The organism is Pseudomonas sp. BF-R-30 (assembly GCF_019956175.1).
Classification (GTDB): Bacteria; Pseudomonadota; Gammaproteobacteria; order Pseudomonadales; family Pseudomonadaceae; genus Aquipseudomonas; species Aquipseudomonas jessenii.
Genome location: NZ_JAHBDE010000075.1, coordinates 219,572 through 240,896, shown reverse-complemented (window position 1 = coordinate 240,896; position 21,325 = coordinate 219,572). Strand labels below are relative to the sequence as shown.

Below are 21,325 nucleotides of genomic sequence, written 5' to 3'. Positions count from 1 at the left end.
ACTGTGTTTGCCAATGTCGATACCGAGAAGCGTCATCGTGTTCATGAGAGATCCTCCGCCGAAAACGAGAAAAGCCCTGCAAGCGTAAACCTGCAGGGCTTCTCGGTCAGGCTGACCATCTCATTAAACCCGCTTTCGCGGGTTTTCTTGTTATGCCAACTGAGGCTGTTCGCTCATTGGCTTGAGCGGCAGCAGCGGCGCGTGAGGATCGGCCTTCACCGACTTGCGCCAGGCGCCCAGCCACTCTGGATGGCCTTCGCTCCAAACCTGCTCATGCAGGCGGGCCAGAGCCACCGGATCGCTCAGCAGTTGCACGCGCTCGTTGTTGGTCAGGCCTTCAGGCCCGACTTTCATTGCATGCCGTACCCGTTCGATCCGCAGCCATTCGATCGGCTCGGACTGATTGTGCCGGGAAGTCGCCAACGAGCACGCCAGGGCGTTCTGCTGTGGATCGACCACCGAGCGGACGAAGCCGTCGCTCAGCGCGTGCCAGCGGTTTTCGTGGGTGTACTGGTCGGTCGCCAGCAGTGCCTGCGGCGGATTGTATTCCTCAGGGATCAGGAACAGGTTCTCGTCACGGGACTTCAGGCCCAGGCCGACACGGCTGGAGATCACCGACACCGGGATCGACAGCATCAACGAACCGACGATCGGCACCAGCCACCACAGGAAGCTCGGGTTCAGCCAGATCACCAGCATGGCCCAGAAGAAGCCCAGCAGGGTTTGCGGACCGTGGCGCTTGACCGCCTCGCTCCACGGCGTGGAGTCGTCGTCACGCTGCGGCGAGTTCCAGGTCGCGGCCCAGCCGAGGAACGCGGCCAGTACGAAACGGGTGTGGAAAATCATCCGCACCGGCGCCAGCAGCATGGAGAACAGCATCTCCAGGAGCATCGACAGGGTCACCTTGAACTTGCCGCCGAACTCTTTCGCACCCTTGGCCCAGATCAGGATGATACTCAACAGCTTCGGCAGGAACAGCAGCACGATGGTGGTCGAAAACAGCGCGATGGCCTTGTCCGGGTGCCATTGTGGCCACAGCGGATAGAGCTGACGCGGTTCGAGGAAGTATTGCGGCTCCATCAGCGTGTTGACCGCCAGCAGCGCGGTCGACAGCACCAGGAAGAAGAACCACAACGGCGCCGACAGGTAGGACATCACGCCGGTCAGGAACACCGCGCGGTGCACCGGGTGCATGCCCTTGACCAGGAACAGGCGGAAGTTCATCAGGTTGCCGTGGCACCAGCGACGGTCGCGCTTGAGTTCGTCCAGCAGGTTCGGCGGCAGTTCTTCATAGCTGCCGGGCAAATCATAGGCAATCCACACGCCCCAACCGGCACGACGCATGAGCGCGGCTTCGACGAAGTCGTGGGACAGGATCGCACCGGCGAATGCGCCTTTACCGGGCAATGGCGCCAGGGCGCAGTGCTCGATGAACGGCTTCATGCGGATGATCGCGTTGTGGCCCCAGTAGTGCGACTCGCCCAACTGCCAGAAGTGCAGGCCGGCGGTGAACAGCGGCCCGTACACGCGGGTGGCGAACTGCTGCATGCGCGCATAAAGGGTGTCCATGCCCGACGCACGCGGCGCGGTCTGGATGATGCCGGCGTCCGGCGTGGCTTCCATCAGGCGTACCAGACTGGTCAGGCACTCACCGCTCATCACGGAGTCGGCGTCGAGTACGACCATGTACTTGTAGTCACCGCCCCAACGACGGCAGAAGTCGTCGAGGTTGCCGCTTTTACGTTTTACGCGACGACGACGGCGGCGATAGAAAATCTTGCCGAAGCCCCCGGCTTCGCGGCAGACATCCAGCCAGGCCTGTTGCTCGGCGACGCAGATATCGGCGTCGTTACTGTCGCTGAGGACGAAGAAGTCGAAGCGGTCCAGGTCACCCGTGGCCGCGACCGATTCGAACGTTGCACGCAGACCGGCGAATACCCGAGGCACGTCTTCGTTGCAGATCGGCATCACCAGCGCGGTGCGCGCATCCTTTGGAATCGGCTCGTTACCAGCACTTTTACCGGAGATGCGGTATTTATCGTGCCCGGTTAGCAACTCGAGAAAGCCCATCAGCGCGGTCCAGAAACCCGCCGAAACCCAGCAGAACAGGATCCCGAACAGGATCAGGATGCTGGTCTGCAATGCATATGGCAGCACTTGGGTGGCGGTTTGCAGTAACGGTTGGTGCAAGACTTCGTCGAGGTCGACGAATGACCAGCCCTGGTAAGGCATGAGGCCTTTCATGAACCAGCCGGCGACGATGGTCTGACCGAGCATCAGTACCAGCAGAATGTAGCGGCGGATCGAACCGACGGTGCGCCAGCGCGCGGCCGGCAGCACGTTCTCGTCTTTCGGCGGCTTCGGCGGATTGGTGCGACCGGTCAGACGCCGCCAGCCGCGCACCAGAATATTGGTGCGCCACGGCTCCGGCACGACCTTGGTCCGACGAATCGGTGGGGTCGCCTTAAGGCAGACGCGACCGCTGGCGTCGAGCACCAGCATTTCGGCGTCCTGCAATTCTTCGGCAGTGCTCAGGGTCAAGCGCTTGCCGACCGAAGCCTGGGCGGCCTCGGCTGGCGCGTCGAAAGTCGAGGACGACAGACGCTCATGCAGTTCACTGAAAGACCTGCAGCCCGCGAGTTCCGCGCGCTGCTGGTCGGTCATCGGCAGATGCGCCAGATACTCGGAAAGAGTTTCTGGCCGTACTTGAGAGTTACTCATCGGCAGGCAACTGATAGCTCCAGGTCTCGGTCAGGACTTCTTCAGTCGGGGCCGATTCCGGTGTGGCTGGGGCCGCGTCGGCAGCGACAGGCTGCTTGGCGTCTTTATTGGCCTTGTCCTTGGCATCTGCAACAGGCTTGGCTTCGGCCTGTTTGGCCTCCGCTTGCCTGGCTTCCTTGTCCGCTTTCTCTTGTTGCTTGGCGGCAACCTTGTCGGCCTTGGCAACCGACGAGTTCGACGACGGAATCGAAGTCTTGGCCAGGTCCGCCGGCACGATGTTCTGCACCAGCGCGGCACGCATCTCGGTGGACTTGCTCGGATCCTTGATCTTCAACCGCAAGGTCAGGCGCCAGCCTTTGGTTTCAGGATTATAGCGAACGCTGTTTTCCACCAGCTCGGCGTTGTCGCCGACGCTGACCTGGCTGCGAACGTCCGCTTCGGCCGGCAAAGCCGCCAGGGACGGGCCTTCAAAGTCCACCAGGTAGGCAACGCTGCCGTCCGGCTGACGAATCAGGTTGGACTGTTTGACGTCACCAGTGGAGCGCAGGGTCTGTTTGACCCAGGCGCTGTCCGGCGCGTGAATCGAGGCTTCATCCATGGTCCAGTGCATACGATAAGCGACATCGAGCGGCTGGCCAGGTTCCGGCAATTTTTCCGGGTTCCAGAAGGCAACGATGTTGTCGTTGGTTTCGTCGGCGGTCGGAATCTCGACCAGGTCGACCGTGCCCTTGCCCCAGTCACCCTTCGGCTCGATCCAGGCGCTTGGGCGCTTGTCGTAGCGGTCGTCGAGGTCTTCGTAGTGGCTGAAGTCGCGGCCACGTTGCAGCAGACCGAAGCCGCGCGGGTTTTCAACGCTGAAGTTGCTCACGGCCAGGTGCTTCGGATTGTTCAGTGGACGCCAGATCCACTCGCCGTTGCCGGCATGGATCGCCAGACCGCTGGAATCGTGCAGCTCGCGACGGTAGTTCAGTACTTTCGACGGTTGGTTGGCGCCGAACAGGAACATGCTGGTCAACGGGGCGATGCCCAGTTTGCCGACCTTGTCACGCAGGAACATCTGCGCCTCGACGTCGACGATGGTGTCGCTGCCCGGACGCAGGGTCAGGCGGTAGGCACCGGTGGCACGAGGAGAATCCAGCAGGGCGAAGATCACCAGGTGCTTGTCGCCCGGCTTGGGCTGCTGAATCCAGAACTCGCGGAAACGCGGGAATTCTTCGCCGGACGGCAATGCGGTATCAAGCGCCATGCCGCGAGCGGACAAACCATAGACATGACCCTTGCCGACGACGCGGAAGTAGCTCGCGCCAAGCATGGTCATGATTTCGTCTTGCTTGTCGGCCTTGTTGATCGGGTACAGCACACGGAAACCGGCATAACCCAGTTGTTCGGTGGCCTTTGGATCGAACTTCATATCGCCGAAGTCGAAACGACTCGGATCGTATTTGATCTCTTCGACGGTGTTCGCGGTGATTTCGTTGATTTTCACCGGCGTATCGAAATGCATGCCCTGGTGATAGAAGGACAGCTTGAACGGCGTCTTCTGGTCAGCCCACTCGGCTTTTTCCGTCAGAAAACGAATTTTCTGATAGTCCGCGAATTTCATGTCGCGGAACTCGTTCGGCAGGTTACTGCGCGGCGCTTCGAATTTCTGCGCGGCCAGTTCTTTTGCCTTGACCGATACATCATCCAGACTGAATGCCCAAAGCTGACCGGCGCTGAGCAGGCAGAGCAGTGCAGAGCCCGCTACCAGGGCGCTGCGTAACCGTTTGGCAGACAATTTTGGTGCGTTACAGGGACTAACAATCACGAGCAACCCTCGCCGAAAACAGATCAAAAAACCAACGGCCAGTTAAAGGGCCTGCACGGTGTACGGTATGAAAAAACCGCCCTTGCAAACCACTCTTGCCAAGTTGGCGAGCATTGTTCCGACTCCGCTGTGGCGAAATGATTCCCCAATCGGATCCGGACAAGTCTCTACCTAAGTCAAAATGGACCAACGAACGCTGATCCCCGTAGCGCGGGATTATCTAGTAGGCCGCGTTACAACGCATCAGGGGTAACAAAGTATTTATCGCGAAAAAGCCCTGTTTTCAGCCGAAATGAACGCAAAAACTTGTTTCAAGCGCTTTCAGGTCTGTAACAGGAAGGTTACCGGGCCATCATTGATCAGGTGCACCTGCATATCCGCGCCGAATCTACCTGATGCCACAGTGCCATGCACCTGTTTCGCTTTGCTTAATAGATAGTCGAACAGTTCCTCGCCCAACTCCGGAGGGGCCGCGGTCGAGAAACTCGGACGCAGCCCGTTTTTTGTATCGGCAGCCAGAGTGAACTGGGAGACCAGCAGCAGCCCGCCGCCCACATCCGCCAAGGACAGATTCATCTTGCCCTCAGCGTCACTGAATACCCGATAGTTAAGCAGCTTATTAAGGAGTTTGTCAGCGCTGGCCCGCGTATCGTCGGGCTCGACGGCTACCAGGACCAGCAATCCCTGATCGACGGCACCCACGATCTCGCCCGCGACCTCGACCCGCGCGCCGCGCACCCGCTGCAACAGGCCCTTCATGCTTCTTCAGGCGGCAGGTCGAGCAGACGCCGGGCCATCTGATTGGCGGCGCGTACCAGCGCGTCGGTGATGCCCGGCTCGGAAGCGGCATGACCGGCATCGCGGATGACCTGCAATTCGCTGTTCGGCCAGGCTTGATGCAATTCCCAGGCGTTATCCAGCGGGCAGATCACGTCGTAGCGACCATGAATGATCACGCCGGGCAAATGGGCGATCTTGCCCATGTCGCGGATCAGCTGATTCTGCTCCAGGAAGGCGTTGTTACTGAAGTAGTGGCATTCGATGCGGGCAATCGACAAGGCACGTTGTGGCTCGGAGAAGCGATCGACCACCATCGGGTTCGGACGCAGGGTCGCGGTGCGGCCCTCCCAGGTGGACCAGGCCTTGGCTGCGTGCATCTGGGCGATCTGGTCATTGCCGACCAGGCGCTTGTGGAACGCGGTGAGCAAGTCGTCGCGCTCGTCCAGCGGGATCGGCGCGATGTAGTCCTGCCAGTAATCGGGGAACAGGCGGCTGGCGCCGGCCTGGTAGAACCATTCGATTTCTTGCGGACGGCAGAGAAAGATCCCGCGCAGGATCAGGCCGTGCACACGCTCAGGATGGGTTTGCGCGTAGGCCAGCGCCAGGGTCGAACCCCAGGAGCCACCAAACAGCACCCATTTGTCGATGCCCAGATGCTGGCGAATCCGCTCGAGGTCGGCGACCAGGTCCCAGGTGGTGTTGTTTTCCAGGCTGGCGTGGGGGGTCGAGCGACCACAACCGCGCTGGTCGAAGGTGACGATGCGATAAAGATTTGGATCGAAGTAGCACCGACTCTGGGCATCACAACCGGCCCCGGGGCCGCCGTGGATGAACACCACCGGCAAACCTTCCGGTGAACCGCTTTCGTCGACATACAGCGTGTGGGTCTCGTCGACGGCCAGATCGTGCCGGGCGTGGGGTTTGATCTGCGGGTACAAAGTCTGCATTGCGCACTCCGTAAGGGGTCGAGGTCATCCCTGGGGGGACTTCTATTATTCTGCCGTTGGGCATCATAAACCCGAATGGAGCGATGAGCATGTCCTTGGAGAGATTGAGGGCTCTGGATACCTGTCGCACTCAGGCTCGCGCCCGAAAATGAAGCCTGTGAAGGCATTCGTATGCAATAAAGAAAACCGCTATTTCAGCGCACGACTGAAACAGCGGTTTTTTGGAGCGTTGAGCCGCAATCCTGGTTCAGGCGCTATCGAATGATGAACTCAAGTACATCACCCATTCTACGGCGTCACAGTGAACTCAACGAGTACACTTGGCTCGGAAACAATGTCGCCTTTCTTCTGCCACGCTTTGATGCGATGAACTCCTGGGCCCCAAGTAAACGATGTGTACCACTTGTTATCCACCACTAATGCATCGTTCAACTTGACACCTCTTTCATCCAAAAGCTCGACAGTCGCTCCCACTTCGCAAATACCGTCGATAGCCATGCCGCCGATGGGATATGTGCCTCCTGATACAGGCACCCTGATCGATGGCGGAGGGGGCTTGACGCCGACCGGCTCAGTGGTGACAAAGAGGGGGACACGACGAGACGGAATCCTCTTTTCGGCTCCATCTTGCACATAAACCATCAGGCGTTCGAATTCAGGAGGACGAGAAGTAAATGGTCCGACGCGGCGGACCACCCAACGATTGCCCACTACATAACCTGTATATAATCCAATTCGAACAATCTCCACCTGGATAACACTCCCCGCATTCGAACAGGGCGTGCAGGTACCCTCCAAATCAAGATAACCTCCAAAGGGAACATTGACATTTTCGGCCTCAGGCTCCGTCACGGTCACTTCGATCCTGTCGTTCCCCAGTCCTACGCCAATCCAGCGCTCCGTCGGGTCAGACAACACGTTACTTACTGACTGTACGATTTTGATATAGACAACTTCACTACTAGTCCAGATGTGTTCAAAAGACCATGTGGTGCCGGTGACGCTGGCTTCCCCGATCAAGGTTTCGTCGACATCGCGGATGTACACACTCGCGCCTGGTTCGCAGGTTCCCTCGAACCGCACTTCCTGGTTGATTGGCATAAGGCTGTTGACGAGCGGAAGGGTTACCACCGGCGGGGGTACATTGGAGGACGGCTCGCGCACAATGATCTCGCGCACTGGAGTTGGATCTGAAATAGCAGCGTCGAGGATTTGCCGTACGTGGAGGCGCTGGACTCCAGGCACCATCTTTTCTAGCGTAAGACTCCAATTAGTCCCGATCGCCGGCACATCTTTCCATGTGGTATCAGGGAGGATCAACATCTGGACAACGGCACCTTCCAGGCAGGTGCCTGCGCAACGAACAAAACCTCCGTCGTGCTCGATACCTTCTTTTGGCCAGAGCATTTCGGGGGCAGGCGGTTTTGTAGCCACCGCACGTTCGCGAGAGTCCGCCGCACTATCCTTCGTATCCATGTTTGTACGTGCCATGATTTTCTTGCTCCTGTGGGCAGGCACGATCGCCTGCGTTCCAGAAGTGTTTTAACGTGAAGCAAAAAATTAATGACCTGTCAGAAATAACAGTCTCGACAAACGGTTGCTGTAGATCAGAGCTTTACAGCCAGGTATCCGAGCAACCTTTCATACAACACATCCACCTCGGCTACCTGCCCCCGCGCCCGCAAACAACCGTGTACCAGCCCTTCGCCGTAATACAGCGTCGCCGTCACACCGGCAGCGTTCAGTCGCTCGGCATACAGCACGCCGTCATCGCGCAACGGATCGAATTGCGCCACGGCGATCCATGCCGGTGGCAGTCTGCTGAAATCCGTGGCAAGCAATGGCATGGCGTAGGCGTTCGGATGGCGGGTGCCCTGCAGGTAAAGCGCGTGATAGCAATCGACGTCACTGGTGCTGAGTAACGGCGCGTCGATGCACTCACTGCGCGACGGCAGCCGTTGATCGCCGCCCAACCCCGGATAGATCAGGACCTGCGCGCACGGCACCGGCTCGCCGGCATCGCGCAGCGCCAGGCACAACGCTGCCGCGAGGTTGCCACCGGCACTGTCGCCGACCACCAGCGTACGCGCAGGGTCAAGTTTAAACGGCCCGGTGCGCAGTGCTCGCCAGACTTTGAGGCAATCGTCGAAGGCCGCCGGAAACGGATGTTCCGGCGCCAGACGGTAATCGACGGCAATCACCAACACGCCGAGGGTCGAGGCCAGTTCCGCGCAAATGAAGTCGTGGGAATCCAGGTCCCCCACCACCCAGCCACCACCATGTAGATAAACGACGCACGACGCACCGCTGGTCGCTGGTTGATAGGAACGAACAGCAACACCGGCCAACTCGAAATCGACCACGTGCAACCCGGCAGGGCGTGCAGGGGTAAATGCCCGGCACATCTCGCTGTAGGCCTGGCGCAGACCGTCGGGGCTGCCGTCAGTGCTGTTGAAACTGACGGTTTTCTCGACGAAAGCCGTCATCTGCTCGGAAAGTGGATAAGGAGCCATAAGACTGGTGCAAGCCTGTTCAGGTTTTTAAGACGTACTTATGACCTGTGGGAGCGAGCTTGCTCGCGATTGCGAACTGACAGGCAACATAGATGTTGAATGTGAGGGCGCCATCGCGAGCAAGCTCGCTCCCGCAGGTTTTGCAAACATCTGGAAAGGTGTCAGTTTTTCAGACTGGCCTGAACCATGGTCACGCCATCCTTGCCATCAAAACTGCTGACACCCGCCAGCCAGCGCTGGAGATCTTCCGGATGCTCGCGCAGCCATTTTTTCGCGACATCCTGAGCCGTTTGGCGCTCCATGATCGGCACCATCAACTGGCTTTCCTGGGCGGCGGTGAAGGTCAGGTTTTCCAGCAGTCGATTGACGTTCGGGCAGCGCTGGGCGTAATCCGGCGCGGTTACGGTGGAAACGGTCGCTGCACCTTCATTCGGGCCGTACACGTCTTCGCTGCCGGTCAGGTAGGCGATCTGCATGTTGATGTTCATCGGGTGTGGAGTCCAACCGACGAACACCACGAACTCCTTGCGATTCACGGCGCGCTGTACGGCGGCGAGCATGCCGGCTTCACCGGACTCGATCAGTTTGAAATCCTTCAGGCCGAAGTGATTGGTTTCGATCATGGTCTTGATCGTGGTGTTGGCGCCGCTGCCCGGCTCGATGCCGTAGATCTTGCCCCCAAGCTGATCCTTGAATCTGGCGATGTCGGAGAAGGTCTTCAGGCCCGCCGCTGCTACATAGTCAGGGACTGCAAGGGTGGCCTGGGCATCAGCCAGGCTCGGTTTGTCCATGACTTTGACCTGATTGGCGGCCAGGAACGGCGCGATGTTTTTGTCCATCGCCGGTTTCCAGTAACCAAGGAAAATGTCCAGGCGCTTGTCGCGGATCCCGGCGAAGATGATTTGCTGAACGGCACTGGTCTGTTTGCTTTCGTAGCCGAGGCCATTGAGCAACACGTCGGCCATGCCGCTGGTGGCGATCACATCGGTCCAGTTGACCACGCCCATGCGCACTGTTTTGCAGGAGGCGTCGTCAGCGGCCAGGGCGCTGGTGCTCAGGAGAGCCGTGCCGCAGAGGATTGAGAGACAGCGGGCGAACAAACCTTTGGTGCTTGTCATAGAGAGCATCTCGTGCGGCAGCGATTATTGTGAGGCCGGTGTCTTTGTGCACCGTGGCCAGAACATTACGCAGCAGACGAGCGGTAAAAGCGACCTGTGGCGACCGTGTTTTGCACGGTGGCGACTGTTACGTCGCGCTTTCAAAATGAACACTTACCTGTGGGAGCGAGCTTGCTCGCGATGGCGGTGGATAAGTCGACATAGATGTAACAGACAGACCGCTATCGCGAGCAAGCTCGCTCCCACAGGGTTACGCGTCAGGCTTAGCGCTTGTAGTGTTTTTCACCCCAGGCCAGCAAGCCTTGCAGCAACTCCTTGAGCACCAACCGCGTCGGTTCCGCCAGATCCGGGCGATAGCGGAACGGCTCGAACTCTTCCATGTAGGTGCACTGCCCCAACTCCAGTTGCACCGCGTGGATGTTCTCGGCCGGATTGCCGTAATGGCGGGTGATGTGCCCGCCCTTGAAGCGCCCGTTGAGTACGTGGGTGTAGTTGTCGTGAAGCGCGCAGATCGCTTCCAGTCGGGTCGCAAGCTGTGGATCGCAACTGGCGCCGTTGAAGGTGCCGAGGTTGAAGTCCGGCAACTTGCCGTCGAACAGGTGCGGGATGATCGAACGGATCGAGTGCGCATCGAACAGCAGCGCATAGCCGAACTCGGCCTTCAGTCGCGCCAGTTCCTGCTGCAAGGTGCTGTGGTATGGCGTCCAGATCTGCTCCAGATAAGTCGCGCGCTCATCGGCAGAAGGCTCCAGCCCTTCGCGGAACAACGGAATGCCGTCGAACAGCGTTGCCGGGTACAGGCCGGTGGTCGCGCCCACGTACAAAGGCTTGTCGTCGGACGGTCGGTTAAGGTCGATGACGAACCGCGAGTACTCGGCCGCCAGGGTGCTTGCACCCAGTTCCGCGGCGAAGTCGTAAAGCTGCGGGATGTGCCAGTCGGTGTCCGGCAGGCTTTTCGCGTCAGGGATCAACCCGGCTTCGACCGCAGGCGTCAGGCGCACGCCAGCGTGGGGCATGCTGATCAGCAGCGGTACGCGGCCTTGTTTGAAGTTCAGAACCTTATCCACAACAGATCTCCTACAGACTTGATTCGACGCCGTGGCGCACGACGCGTTTTTCCAGGTCGCCGCCCAGCCAGTAACACAGGTCGGCCGGGCGATCGATTTGCCAAGCGACAAAATCCGCGACCTTGCCGACCTCCAGCGAACCATGAGTATCGGCCATGCCCAGCGCGGTGGCGGCATGAATCGTCGCGCCGGCCAGGGCTTCTTCCGGGGTCATGCGGAAGCAGGTGCAAGCCATGTTCAGCATCAGGCGTAACGACAGCGCCGGCGAGGTGCCCGGGTTGAGGTCGCTGGCGATGGCGATTTTCACGCCGTGCTTGCGCAGGGCTTCCATCGGCGGCAATTGGGTTTCACGCAGGAAGTAAAAGGCGCCGGGCAACAGCACCGCGACCGTACCGGACTTGGCCATGGCGATGGCGTCGTCCTCGGTCATGAACTCCAGGTGATCGGCGGACAACGCGTGATAGCGCGCCGCCAGGCTCGAGCCATGCAGCGACGACAACTGCTCGGCGTGCAGCTTCACTGGCAGGCCCAGTGCCTGGGCGGTAATGAACACCCGCTCGACCTGCGCCGGGGAGAACGCCAGGTACTCGCAAAACGCATCCACGGCGTCGACCAGCCCTTCGGCAGCCAGGGCCGGGAGCATGTCGGCGCAGATGTGATCGATATAGTCGTCAGCGCGATCCTTGTACTCCGGCGGCAAGGCGTGAGCCGCCAGGCAGGTGCTGCGCACGCTGACCGGCAGTTCGGCGCCGAGGCGACGGGCCACACGCAGCATCTTGCGCTCGCTGGCCAGGTCCAGGCCGTAGCCGGACTTGATTTCGATGCTGGTAACGCCATCACGCATCAGGCTTTTCAGGCGCTTGGCGGCACTGGCGAACAGTTCATCTTCGCTGGCTGCGCGGGTGGCGCGTACGGTGCTGGCGATACCGCCGCCACTGGCGGCGATTTCCGCGTAGCTGACGCCTTGCAGGCGCTGTTCGAATTCACCGCTGCGGTTACCGCCGAACACCGTGTGAGTGTGGCAGTCGATCAGGCCCGGCGTGACCCAAGCCCCGTTCAAATCATTGACGGCCGGGTACTCGCCCGCCGGCAACTCACCGCGCGGGCCGATCCACTCAATGTGCGCTCCTGACGTCACGATGGCCGCATCCTCGATGATCGAGTAGACGCCTTGTGCCATGGTTGCGACGTGACAGTGTTGCCAGAGAGTTTTCATCCTTGGCCTCCATTAGGTTATCGATGAGAAAAAGTAGGATCCTGCGTCACCAGGGCTGCCTGGCCCGCCGCCGGTTTCACCCACGTCAGGTAAGCCAGCACCAGCAACACGATCCAGACCACGCCGACGATCAGCGCTGCCTGGGTGTCCGGGAAATAGCCCAGCACGCCGAAAATGAACAGCATGAAGGCAATCGCCGCCGCCGGTGCATAAGGCCAGAGCGGTACCGGAAACTTCAGTTGTGCAACCTGCTCGGCGCTCATGGACCGGCGCATGGCCACTTGGGTCACCAGAATCATCAGCCAGACCCACACGGTGGCAAAGGTCGCGACGGAAGCGATCAGCAGGAACACGTTTTCCGGGATCAGGTAGTTCAGCAGCACGCCCAGCAACAACGCGGCACTCATCACCACGACCGTCATCCATGGCACGCCATTGCGCGACAGGCGCGCGAAGCCTTTGGGTGCATGCCCTTGCTGGGCCAGACCGAACATCATGCGGCCAGCGCCGAAGATGTCACTGTTGATCGCCGAAATCGCCGCCGTGATCACCACGATGTTGAGGATGGTGGCCGCCGAGCTGATCCCCAGCTTGTCGAAAATCTGCACGAACGGGCTGCCCTGGCTGCCGATCTGCTGCCATGGAAAGATCGACATCAGCACCAGCATCGTCAGCACATAGAACAGCAGGATCCGCAACGGTACAGCATTGATCGCCCGGGGCAGCACGTGCTGCGGGTCTTTGGCTTCACCTGCCGTTACGCCGATGATCTCAATACCGCCAAACGCAAACATCACCACCGCGAACGAAGCGATCAGACCGCCCATGCCATTGGGCATGAAGCCGCCGTGGCTCCAGAGGTTGCTGATGTCGGTCGCTTGGCCGGGGGCCGAGCTGATGCCGAACCACATGATGCCGAAACCACCCAGGATCATCGCGACGATGGCGGCGACCTTGAGCAGCGACAACCAGAACTCCATTTCACCGAAGACTTTGACGTTGCACAGGTTCAGGCCGCCAACGATGGAAACGACACCCAGCACCCAGATCCAGCGGGAAACCTCCGGAAACCAGAAGCCCATGTAGATACCGAATGCAGTGACATCGGCCATGCCGACGATGACCATTTCGAATGCGTAGGTCCAACCGAGGATGAAGCCCGCCATCGGCCCCAGGTAGGTGCTGGCGTACTGGCCGAAAGAGCCGGCCACCGGGTTGTGCACCGCCATCTCACCGAGGGCGCGCATGACCATGAACACCGCCGCGCCACCGATCAGGTAAGCGAGCAGTACCGCAGGACCGGCCATTTGAATGGCCGAGGCAGATCCATAAAACAGCCCGGTGCCGATTGCCGACCCCAGCGCCATGAAGCGAATATGTCGGGCAGAGAGCCCGCGTTTCAAACCTTTTTCTGGCTGTTGCATTTCTCGTCCCTAATTATTGTTATCCGACGCAAAATCGAATCGCTGGCAAGCCAGCTCCTACAGGTTCAACGCAATCCATGTGGGAGCGGGCTTGCTCGCGAAGGGGCAATTACAGGCTAGGCAGCAACTTCGCCGAAACCAGCTCGTTCAGGCAACGGGAAGCCAGCAACTCGCTCGCAGCGTTGATATCCGGTGCAAAGAAGCGGTCCTTCTCATAGAACGGCACTTCGTTACGCAGAATGGCACGGGCTTTTTCCAGTTTTGGCGAAGTCTTCAGACCATTGCGCAGGTCCAGGCCCTGGGCTGCCGCCAGCCATTCCACCGCGAGAATCCCACGGGTGTTCTCGGCCATTTCCCACAGGCGCTTGCCAGCCGCCGGAGCCATCGATACGTGGTCTTCCTGGTTGGCAGAAGTCGGCAGGCTGTCCACCGAATGCGGATGGGACAACGCCTTGTTCTCGCTGGCCAATGCCGCTGCAGTCACCTGGGCGATCATGAAGCCGGAGTTCACACCGCCGTTGGCCACCAGGAACGGCGGCAGTTGCGACATGTGCTTGTCCATCATCAGCGAGATACGGCGCTCGCTCAGGGAACCGATTTCAGCGATGGCCAATGCCATGTTGTCAGCGGCCATGGCCACCGGCTCGGCGTGGAAGTTGCCACCGGAGATCACGTCACCTTCAGCGGCGAAAACCAACGGGTTGTCGGAAACGGCGTTGGATTCGATCGCCAGTACTTCGGCCGCTTGACGGAACTGGGTCAGGCAGGCACCCATGACTTGTGGCTGGCAACGCAGGGAGTACGGGTCTTGTACCTTCTCGCAGTTTTCATGGGAGTCGGAAACTTCGCTGCGCTCGCCCAGCAGGTCGCGATAAGCGGCGGCGGCGTCGATCTGGCCTTTCTGGCCACGGGCAGCATGGATACGGGCGTCGAACGGCGAACGCGAGCCCAGGACCGCTTCAACGGTCAGGCCGCCCAGTGCCAGGGCACCAGCAAACAGGTCTTCACCTTCGAACAGGCCACGCAGGGCAAATGCGGTGGACACCTGAGTGCCGTTGAGCAGCGCCAGACCTTCTTTCGCAGCCAGAGTCAGCGGGGTCAGACCAGCAACTTTCAGCGCTTCAGTGGCTTCCATCCACTCGCCCTTGTAGCGAGCCTTGCCTTCACCCAGCAGCACCAGCGACATATGGGCCAGAGGCGCCAGGTCACCGGAAGCACCGACCGAGCCTTTCAATGGAATGTGCGGGTAAACCTCGGCATTGATCAGGGCGATCAGCGCGTCGATCACCACACGGCGGATGCCAGAGAAACCACGGCTCAGGCTGTTGACCTTGAGCACCATGATCAGACGCACCAGCTCATCGCTGATCGGCTGGCCGACACCGGCGGCGTGGGACAGCACCAGCGAGCGCTGCAGGTTTTCCAGGTCTTCGCTGGCAATGCGGGTCGAGGCCAGCAGACCGAAACCGGTGTTGATTCCGTAGGCGGTGCGGTTCTCGGCGAGGATCTGTTCCACGCAGGCAACGCTGGCTTCGATCTGGGCCGAGGCGCTGTTGTCGAGGGTCAGTTTCACCGGCTGCTGATAGACGTCACGCAGTTGGGCGAGGGTCAGTTGGCCGGGAATCAGGTTTAGCGCAGTCATTTTTTTGCTCCTTTTGAGAGTTGTTATTAACTCACCAGACGCTCCGGAGATGTCCGTTGTCCGTCGCGTCTACCTTTTAGGGAGCCGCGCCTTGGCACGCTGGTGTTGTTGAAATCAGTTCAGGTCTGGAAAAGCGTTGTGCAGCAAAATCGGGTCTTTCAATACCGCGGCAGCGGCGGCAATGTCTGGTGCCAGCCAGCGGTCCTGGTCGTAGGCAGGCACTCGCTCACGCAGCAGACGCCAAGCGGTATCGGTGCCCGCACCAAAGCGTTGTTCCTTCAAGAATTCAAACGCCTGGGCCGCCAGCAAATACTCGATGGCGAGGATCTGCGTGCAGTTTTCCAAGGCGCGATGCAGCTTCAGCGCAGCGTTGGTGCCCAGGCTCAGGTGATCTTCCTGAAGTCCGGAAGTGACGTAATTGTCGAGGACTGCCGGTTGCGCCAATTGACGGTTCTCCGCGCACAGCGAAGCGGCCACGTATTGCACGATCATCATCCCGGAGTTCACACCCGGGTTGGCCACCAGGAAAGCCGGCAGGCCGCTGACGTGCGGGTTGATCAAACGGTCCAGACGACGCTCGGCGATGGAGCCGATTTCCGCCATGGCGATCGCCAGCAGGTCCGCCGCCATTGCCACGGACTGGCCATGAGGGTTGGCCTGGGACACCACCCGGTAATTGTCCGCGGTACCCAGCACCAGCGGGTTGTCGGTGGCGCCGTTGAGCTCGGTTTCGATCTGTTTGATCGCGTGCACCAGTTGATCGCGCGCAGCACCGTGCACCTGCGGGATCGAGCGAATGCTCAGGGCATCCTGGGTGCGAATGCCTTTGCTCTGGGCGATCACTTCGCTGCCGTCGAGCAAGGCCCGAAGGTTGATCCCGACCTGTTGCATGCCCGGGTGCGGCTTGAGCGCGATGATCTCCGCGTCGAACGCATCGATCTGCCCGCGCTGGGCTTCGAAGCTCATGGCGCCGATTACGTCGGCCCATTCCAGCAGGCGCGTGGCATCGGCAATCGCCAGGCAGCTCAGGCCGCTCATGCACGGCGTACCGTTGACCAGGCACAAACCGTCCTTGGCACCGAGCTTGACCGGTTGCAGACCTTCTTCGGCCAGCGCTTGCTGCGCGGAAACGATCTGCCCGCGATAGCTGACATTGCCCACGCCCAGCAGCGCGATGCCGATGTGCGCCATGTGAGTCAGGTAACCCACGGACCCCTGGGACGGCACCTGCGGGGTGATGCCCCGGTTGAGCAGCGCCAGCAGCGCTTCGACGACCTGACGGTGCAGGCCGGATTTGCCGTGGCTGTAGTTGACGATGGCCGCGCACATGATCGAGCGGGTCTGCTCGTCGGTCAGCGGTGCACCCACGCCGCAAGCGTGGCTGAGCAAGGTGTTGCGCGACAACTGGCTGAGTTGTTCGTCCTGCAGCGAAACGTTGCACAGCGCGCCCAGGCCGGTGTTGATGCCGTAGGCACGTTCGCCGCTGGTGACGATGCGCTGGACGATGGCCTGTGCGTTTTCGATGCGCGCCCAGATCGGTGCCGACAGTTCAAGCTGTGCGCCATGACGAGCAACGGCGACCACATCCTGCCAACTGACCTGCGACTCGGTGATAACGATTTTTTCAGCCTGGGACATCATTAACCTCGTGCGTACAACCTGAATGTTGATGCAGCTCTACCGCCGCCTTCGCGAGCAAGCCCGCTCCCACATTGGAACGCGATCAACTGTGGGAGCGGGCTTGCTCGCGAAGAGGCCCGCCAATTCACTGCAAATCTCGTTAAACCACCGCCGCCCGACGCTGCACAAAGCGGTCGACATACTCATCCGCCGGCGAATGCAGGATCTCCCTTGGCGTGCCGACCTGGATCAGGCGGCCGTCCTTGAGAATCGCGATGCGGTTGCCGATGCGCACGGCCTCGTCGAGGTCGTGGGTGATGAAGACGATGGTCTTGTGCAGGGTCTTTTGCAGTTCCAGCAACTGGTCCTGCATCTCCGCGCGGATCAGCGGGTCGAGGGCGCTGAACGCTTCGTCCATCAGGATGATGTCAGTGTCCGCCGCCAGGGCGCGGGCCAGGCCCACACGCTGACGCATGCCGCCGGATAGCTGGTGCGGGTATTTGTTTTCGTAGCCCTTGAGGCCCACGGTGTTGATCCAGTGCAGCGCACGCTCAGCGCACATGGCTTTGCTTTCGCCACGGATTTTCAAGCCGTAGGCGACGTTGTCCAGCACGCTCTTGTGCGGCAACAGGCCAAAGCTCTGGAACACCATGCTGATCTTGCGCCGACGAAATTCGCGCAGGGCTTCCATGTCGTATTGCAGGATGTCCACGCCGTCCACCAGGATCGCGCCGCTGGTCGGGTCGATCAGGCGGTTGAAGTGGCGCACCAGGGTCGACTTGCCTGAGCCCGACAGGCCCATGATCACGAAGATCTCGCCGCTGCCGATGCTCAGCGACAGGTCGTTCACGCCGACCACGCAGCCGGTTTCGGCCAGAACCTGGTCCTTGGTCTTGCCCTGGCCGATCATGGCCAGCGCATCCTTGGAACGGTTGCCGAAAATCTTGAAGACGTTCTTGACTTCGATCTTGCTCACGGTTGCGTTGTTCATTTGCTCACCTCATGCCGTGCGCGACCATACGCCTGTGTAATGCGGTCGATCACCACAGCCAGAATCACGATCGCCAGACCGGCTTCAAGGCCACGCCCGACGTTGAGGGTCTGAATCCCCACCAGCACGTCTTCACCCAGGCCACGGGCACCGATCATCGAGGCGATCACCACCATCGACAGGGCCATCATGGTGGTCTGGTTGATCCCGGCCATGATGCTCGGCAGGGCCAGTGGCAGTTGCACGCCGAACAGTTGCTGCCAGCGGTTGGCACCGAAGGCGTTGATCGCTTCCATCACTTCGCCGTCGACTTGGCGAATGCCCAGATCGGTCAGACGGATCAGTGGTGGTGCGGCGTAGATCACCGTGGCGAAAATCGCCGGGACCTTGCCCAGGCCGAACAGCATCAGAACCGGGATCAGGTACACGAAGCTCGGCATGGTCTGCATGATGTCCAGCAACGGCATCAGCACCGAACGCAGTCGATTGCTGCGCGCCGAGAGGATGCCCAACGGGATGCCGATCAGCACCGAAATGACCGTGGCCACCATCATCAGCGCCAGGGTCTGCATCAGCTTGTCCCAGAGGCCGACCGCGCCCACCAGGAACAGCAAACCAACGATGACGGCGGTGGTCACAACCTTGCGGGTCGCGTGCCAGGCCACACCGGCCACGATCGCCAGCATCAGCCACCAGGGTGCAGCACGCAGCAGGCCTTCAAGATTGACGATGGCCCACAGCAAGGTGTCGGAGATGCTGCGGAAAACGTCGCCGTAGTTGGTAACCAGCGAATCGACCCAACCGTTGACCCAGTCGGCGATGGAAAAGGTAAAGCTTTCGGGAAACATAAGAGACTCTCAATCAAGGGGTTGCGATCAAGCGTCCGACTGCCGTTGCCGACAGCCGGAGAAGCCCAACCTACAAGGCCGCGTCGATTTTCTTGGCTGCGTCTTCGCTCACCCATGCGTGCCAGACTTCAGGATGTTCCTTCAGGAAGATCTTGGCCAGTTTTGGTGATTCGATCCGCTCTTTGGTCATGCGCCCAAGGTTCTGGTTCAGCAGGTCGATTGGCACGTTGACCTTTTCCAGCACGGCCACCAGTTCAGGCGCTTCGTCGTGGAACGTCTTGGACAAGCCGACCTTGATGGTCACTGTCTTGTTCACGCCTGGTTTCTCTTCGAGTTTCACCGCGTCGATCTGGCCCATCAAAGGCGTTGGCGACCAGTAGTAGAACAGGATCGGCTCGCCACGCTTGTAGCTCGACAGCACAGCGGCATCCAGCGCCGGGCCGGTACCTGGGCGGAAGTTGGTGTAGGTGCTTTCCAGGCCGTAGCTTTTCAGCATTTCGCTGTTGTCCAGCTCACAGGTCCAGCCGGCCGGGCAGTTGTAGAAACGGCCCTTGGAAGGCTCTTCGGCGTCCTTGAACACCGCCGAGTATTTGCCCAGGTCAGCAATGTTTTTCAGGTCCGGAGCCTTGGCTTCCAGCTTACGCTTGGCGTCGCCTTCGATCACGTAGCGCGGCACGTACCAGCCTTCGATTGCGCCAACAACCGGGGCGCCGACACCGACGACTTTGCCGGCCTTCTCGGCCTTGTTCCAGACTTCGCTGCGGCCGACCCACTCTTCGGCAAACACTTGAATGTCGTTGCTGCTCAGGGCGTTTTCCATGGTGATGGAGTTGCCCGGCAGGCTGTCGGTCTTGCAGTCGTAGCCTTTCTCCAGCACGACTTGCATCACGTCGGTCAGCAGCATGGCGCTTTCCCAGTTCAAACCGGCGAACTTCACCGGTTTGCCCGACTCGCACCAACCCGCCGCCTGAGTGGCGCCAGCGCTGGCCAGCAGGCCCATGGAAAGCAATGCGGTCAGCAGGGTCTTGTTCGATTTCATTGTTATGACGCTCCTAATCATGAATTGGCTTACGGCAGTCAAGAGGCATCCAGCCCTGTCCACGTCCAATCAGGCCTGCGCCGCAGCGCGACCGACATTCAGCTTTTGTTCGGTGATCGCGCCCTGCTCGACCGGCAGGATCAAACGATCAGGCACTGTGCCGTGCCATTTTTTTGCACACAGGTAATACAGGGCGGCGGGAAGCACCAGGCCGATGACCCAGGAAATATCCACATCACCCAGGGCCGCCACCAGCGGACCGGTATAGAACTTAGTGGAGATGAACGGCAGCTGCACCAGCACACCGAACACATAGACGCTGATACCGAGGAGGTTCCAACGACCGTAGCGACCATTCGGATCGGCCAGAGCCGGTACGTCATAGCGCTCGCGAGTGATGCAGTAGTAGTCCACCAGATTGATCGCGCTCCAGGGGGTAAAGAACGCTAGCAAGAACAGGATGAAAGACTTGAACGCGCCGAGGAACGAGTGCTGACCGAGCAACGCCATCAGGGTCGCAGCACCGACGATGACCAGCACGAAGACCAGACGCTGCAAGTGCGTCACCTTCAGGTCGCCACGGAAACCGCTGATGATGGTCGCAATGCACATGAAGCTACCGTAGGAGTTCAGCGTGGAGATGGTGACCTTGCCGAACGCGATGCTGAAGTACAGCAGCGCAGCAGTGGCACCGGTACCGCCCAGACCAACGATGTAGGCCACTTCGTGACCGGCGAATTGCCCGTTGGCCGAAGCGGCAGCGAACACGCCGAGGACCATCGCCACCTGTGCGCCAATGACCGAACCCGCACCTGCGGCGAAAAAGGTCTTCACCGAGGAAATATTGCTCGGCAGGTAGCGTGAGTAGTCAGCCACGTAAGGGCCGAACGCGATCTGCCAGGACGCCGCGAGCGACACCGCCAGCAGGAAGCTGCTCCAGCTGAAGTGACGGATTTGCAGGAGAGCGCCGACGTCGGTCTGGCTCATCAGGCGCCAGAACAGATAAACGAAGGCAATCACACCGATGACGCTGGCAACACGGCCGATCCAATGGATCACCCGATAACCGAGCACCGTGACCAGCACGATGACACTGGCAAAAATGAGGATACCGACGCTGTCGCTGACGCCAAACAACTGGCCCAGCGCCTGGCCGGATAACACGGTTCCCGTTGCGGTGAAGCCCAGGTACATCAAGCAGACCAGCACGATCGGGATGGCCGCGCCGTACACGCCGAACTGTACCCGGCTGGAAATCATCTGCGGCAGGCCAAGCTTGGGGCCTTGCGCCGCATGCAGCGCCATCACGCCACCACCCAGTAATTGACCGATCAACAGACCGATCAACGACCAGAACACATCACCGCCAAGGACCACGGCCAATGCGCCGGTGACAATCGCGGTGATTTGCAGGTTGGCACCCATCCACAGGGTGAACTGGCTAAACAGACGACCGTGTCTTTCCGCTTCCGGGATGTAGTCGATCGAACGCTTCTCGATCAACGGTTTGTTGCCTGCACGTTCGCTGTTAACAGCCATGGTTCAACCTCTGTGGATTGTTCTAATAGTTCACTGAGCGTCGTTGTGATCTG

At 60.1% G+C, this 21,325-nt stretch carries 16 protein-coding genes; all 16 read right to left on the bottom strand.

Features of this window, described 5'->3' with window-relative positions; genetic code table 11:
* Window positions 1-150: 150 nt before the first annotated feature.
* Window positions 151-2,721: a glucans biosynthesis glucosyltransferase MdoH gene (gene mdoH / locus KGB20_RS27945; protein ID WP_154910695.1), complete on the bottom strand. Its 2,571-nt coding sequence runs from the start codon at window positions 2,719-2,721 to the stop codon at window positions 151-153.
* The gene (locus tag KGB20_RS27940) at window positions 2,714-4,528 is read right to left on the bottom strand and encodes a glucan biosynthesis protein G (protein WP_223533232.1); all 1,815 of its coding nucleotides are present in this window, start codon (window positions 4,526-4,528) and stop codon (window positions 2,714-2,716) included. The genes mdoH and KGB20_RS27940 overlap by 8 nt, the downstream gene beginning before the upstream one ends.
* Before the next feature lie 321 nt (window positions 4,529-4,849).
* Complete coding sequence (gene dtd / locus KGB20_RS27935; protein WP_154910696.1) at window positions 4,850-5,287, bottom strand: D-aminoacyl-tRNA deacylase; 438 nt, start codon at window positions 5,285-5,287, stop codon at window positions 4,850-4,852.
* On the bottom strand, window positions 5,284-6,255 hold the full coding sequence (gene pip, locus KGB20_RS27930; protein WP_150811979.1) for a prolyl aminopeptidase: 972 nt from the start codon (window positions 6,253-6,255) through the stop codon (window positions 5,284-5,286). Before pip ends, dtd begins: the two co-directional genes overlap by 4 nt.
* Before the next feature lie 288 nt (window positions 6,256-6,543).
* Complete coding sequence (locus tag KGB20_RS27925) at window positions 6,544-7,746, bottom strand: hypothetical protein (RefSeq protein WP_154910697.1); 1,203 nt, start codon at window positions 7,744-7,746, stop codon at window positions 6,544-6,546.
* Between the two features lie 116 nt (window positions 7,747-7,862).
* Window positions 7,863-8,768, bottom strand: coding sequence for an alpha/beta hydrolase (locus KGB20_RS27920; protein WP_154910698.1), 906 nt, complete (start codon window positions 8,766-8,768; stop codon window positions 7,863-7,865).
* 161 nt (window positions 8,769-8,929) lie between these two features.
* Window positions 8,930-9,886 carry a choline ABC transporter substrate-binding protein gene (locus KGB20_RS27915; protein WP_154910699.1) on the bottom strand — a complete coding sequence of 319 codons (957 nt, stop codon included), beginning with the start codon at window positions 9,884-9,886 and terminating at the stop codon, window positions 8,930-8,932.
* Between the two features lie 263 nt (window positions 9,887-10,149).
* Complete coding sequence (gene hutG, locus KGB20_RS27910) at window positions 10,150-10,953, bottom strand: N-formylglutamate deformylase (protein ID WP_150811983.1); 804 nt, start codon at window positions 10,951-10,953, stop codon at window positions 10,150-10,152.
* Window positions 10,954-10,963: 10 nt separating this feature from the next.
* The gene (hutI, locus tag KGB20_RS27905) at window positions 10,964-12,169 is read right to left on the bottom strand and encodes an imidazolonepropionase (RefSeq protein WP_154861204.1); all 1,206 of its coding nucleotides are present in this window, start codon (window positions 12,167-12,169) and stop codon (window positions 10,964-10,966) included.
* 17 nt (window positions 12,170-12,186) lie between these two features.
* Window positions 12,187-13,593, bottom strand: a complete 1,407-nt coding sequence (locus KGB20_RS27900) for an amino acid permease (protein ID WP_102672199.1) — start codon at window positions 13,591-13,593, stop codon at window positions 12,187-12,189.
* A 109-nt stretch (window positions 13,594-13,702) separates the two neighbouring features.
* On the bottom strand, window positions 13,703-15,235 hold the full coding sequence (hutH, locus tag KGB20_RS27895) for a histidine ammonia-lyase (protein ID WP_090452629.1): 1,533 nt from the start codon (window positions 15,233-15,235) through the stop codon (window positions 13,703-13,705).
* Between the two features lie 114 nt (window positions 15,236-15,349).
* Complete coding sequence (gene hutH, locus KGB20_RS27890) at window positions 15,350-16,873, bottom strand: histidine ammonia-lyase (protein ID WP_150811985.1); 1,524 nt, start codon at window positions 16,871-16,873, stop codon at window positions 15,350-15,352.
* Window positions 16,874-17,015: 142 nt separating this feature from the next.
* A complete protein-coding gene (locus KGB20_RS27885; RefSeq protein ID WP_052961897.1) occupies window positions 17,016-17,846 on the bottom strand; it encodes a glycine betaine/L-proline ABC transporter ATP-binding protein in 831 nt (276 codons plus the stop codon).
* Complete coding sequence (locus tag KGB20_RS27880) at window positions 17,843-18,694, bottom strand: ABC transporter permease (protein WP_008058061.1); 852 nt, start codon at window positions 18,692-18,694, stop codon at window positions 17,843-17,845. The genes KGB20_RS27885 and KGB20_RS27880 overlap by 4 nt, the downstream gene beginning before the upstream one ends.
* A gap of 70 nt (window positions 18,695-18,764) precedes the next feature.
* Window positions 18,765-19,733: an ABC transporter substrate-binding protein gene (locus KGB20_RS27875; RefSeq protein WP_057712388.1), complete on the bottom strand. Its 969-nt coding sequence runs from the start codon at window positions 19,731-19,733 to the stop codon at window positions 18,765-18,767.
* Between the two features lie 69 nt (window positions 19,734-19,802).
* Entirely contained in the window at window positions 19,803-21,272 is a 1,470-nt protein-coding gene (locus KGB20_RS27870) for a purine-cytosine permease family protein (RefSeq protein WP_057712389.1), read from the bottom strand.
* Window positions 21,273-21,325: the final 53 nt, after the last annotated feature.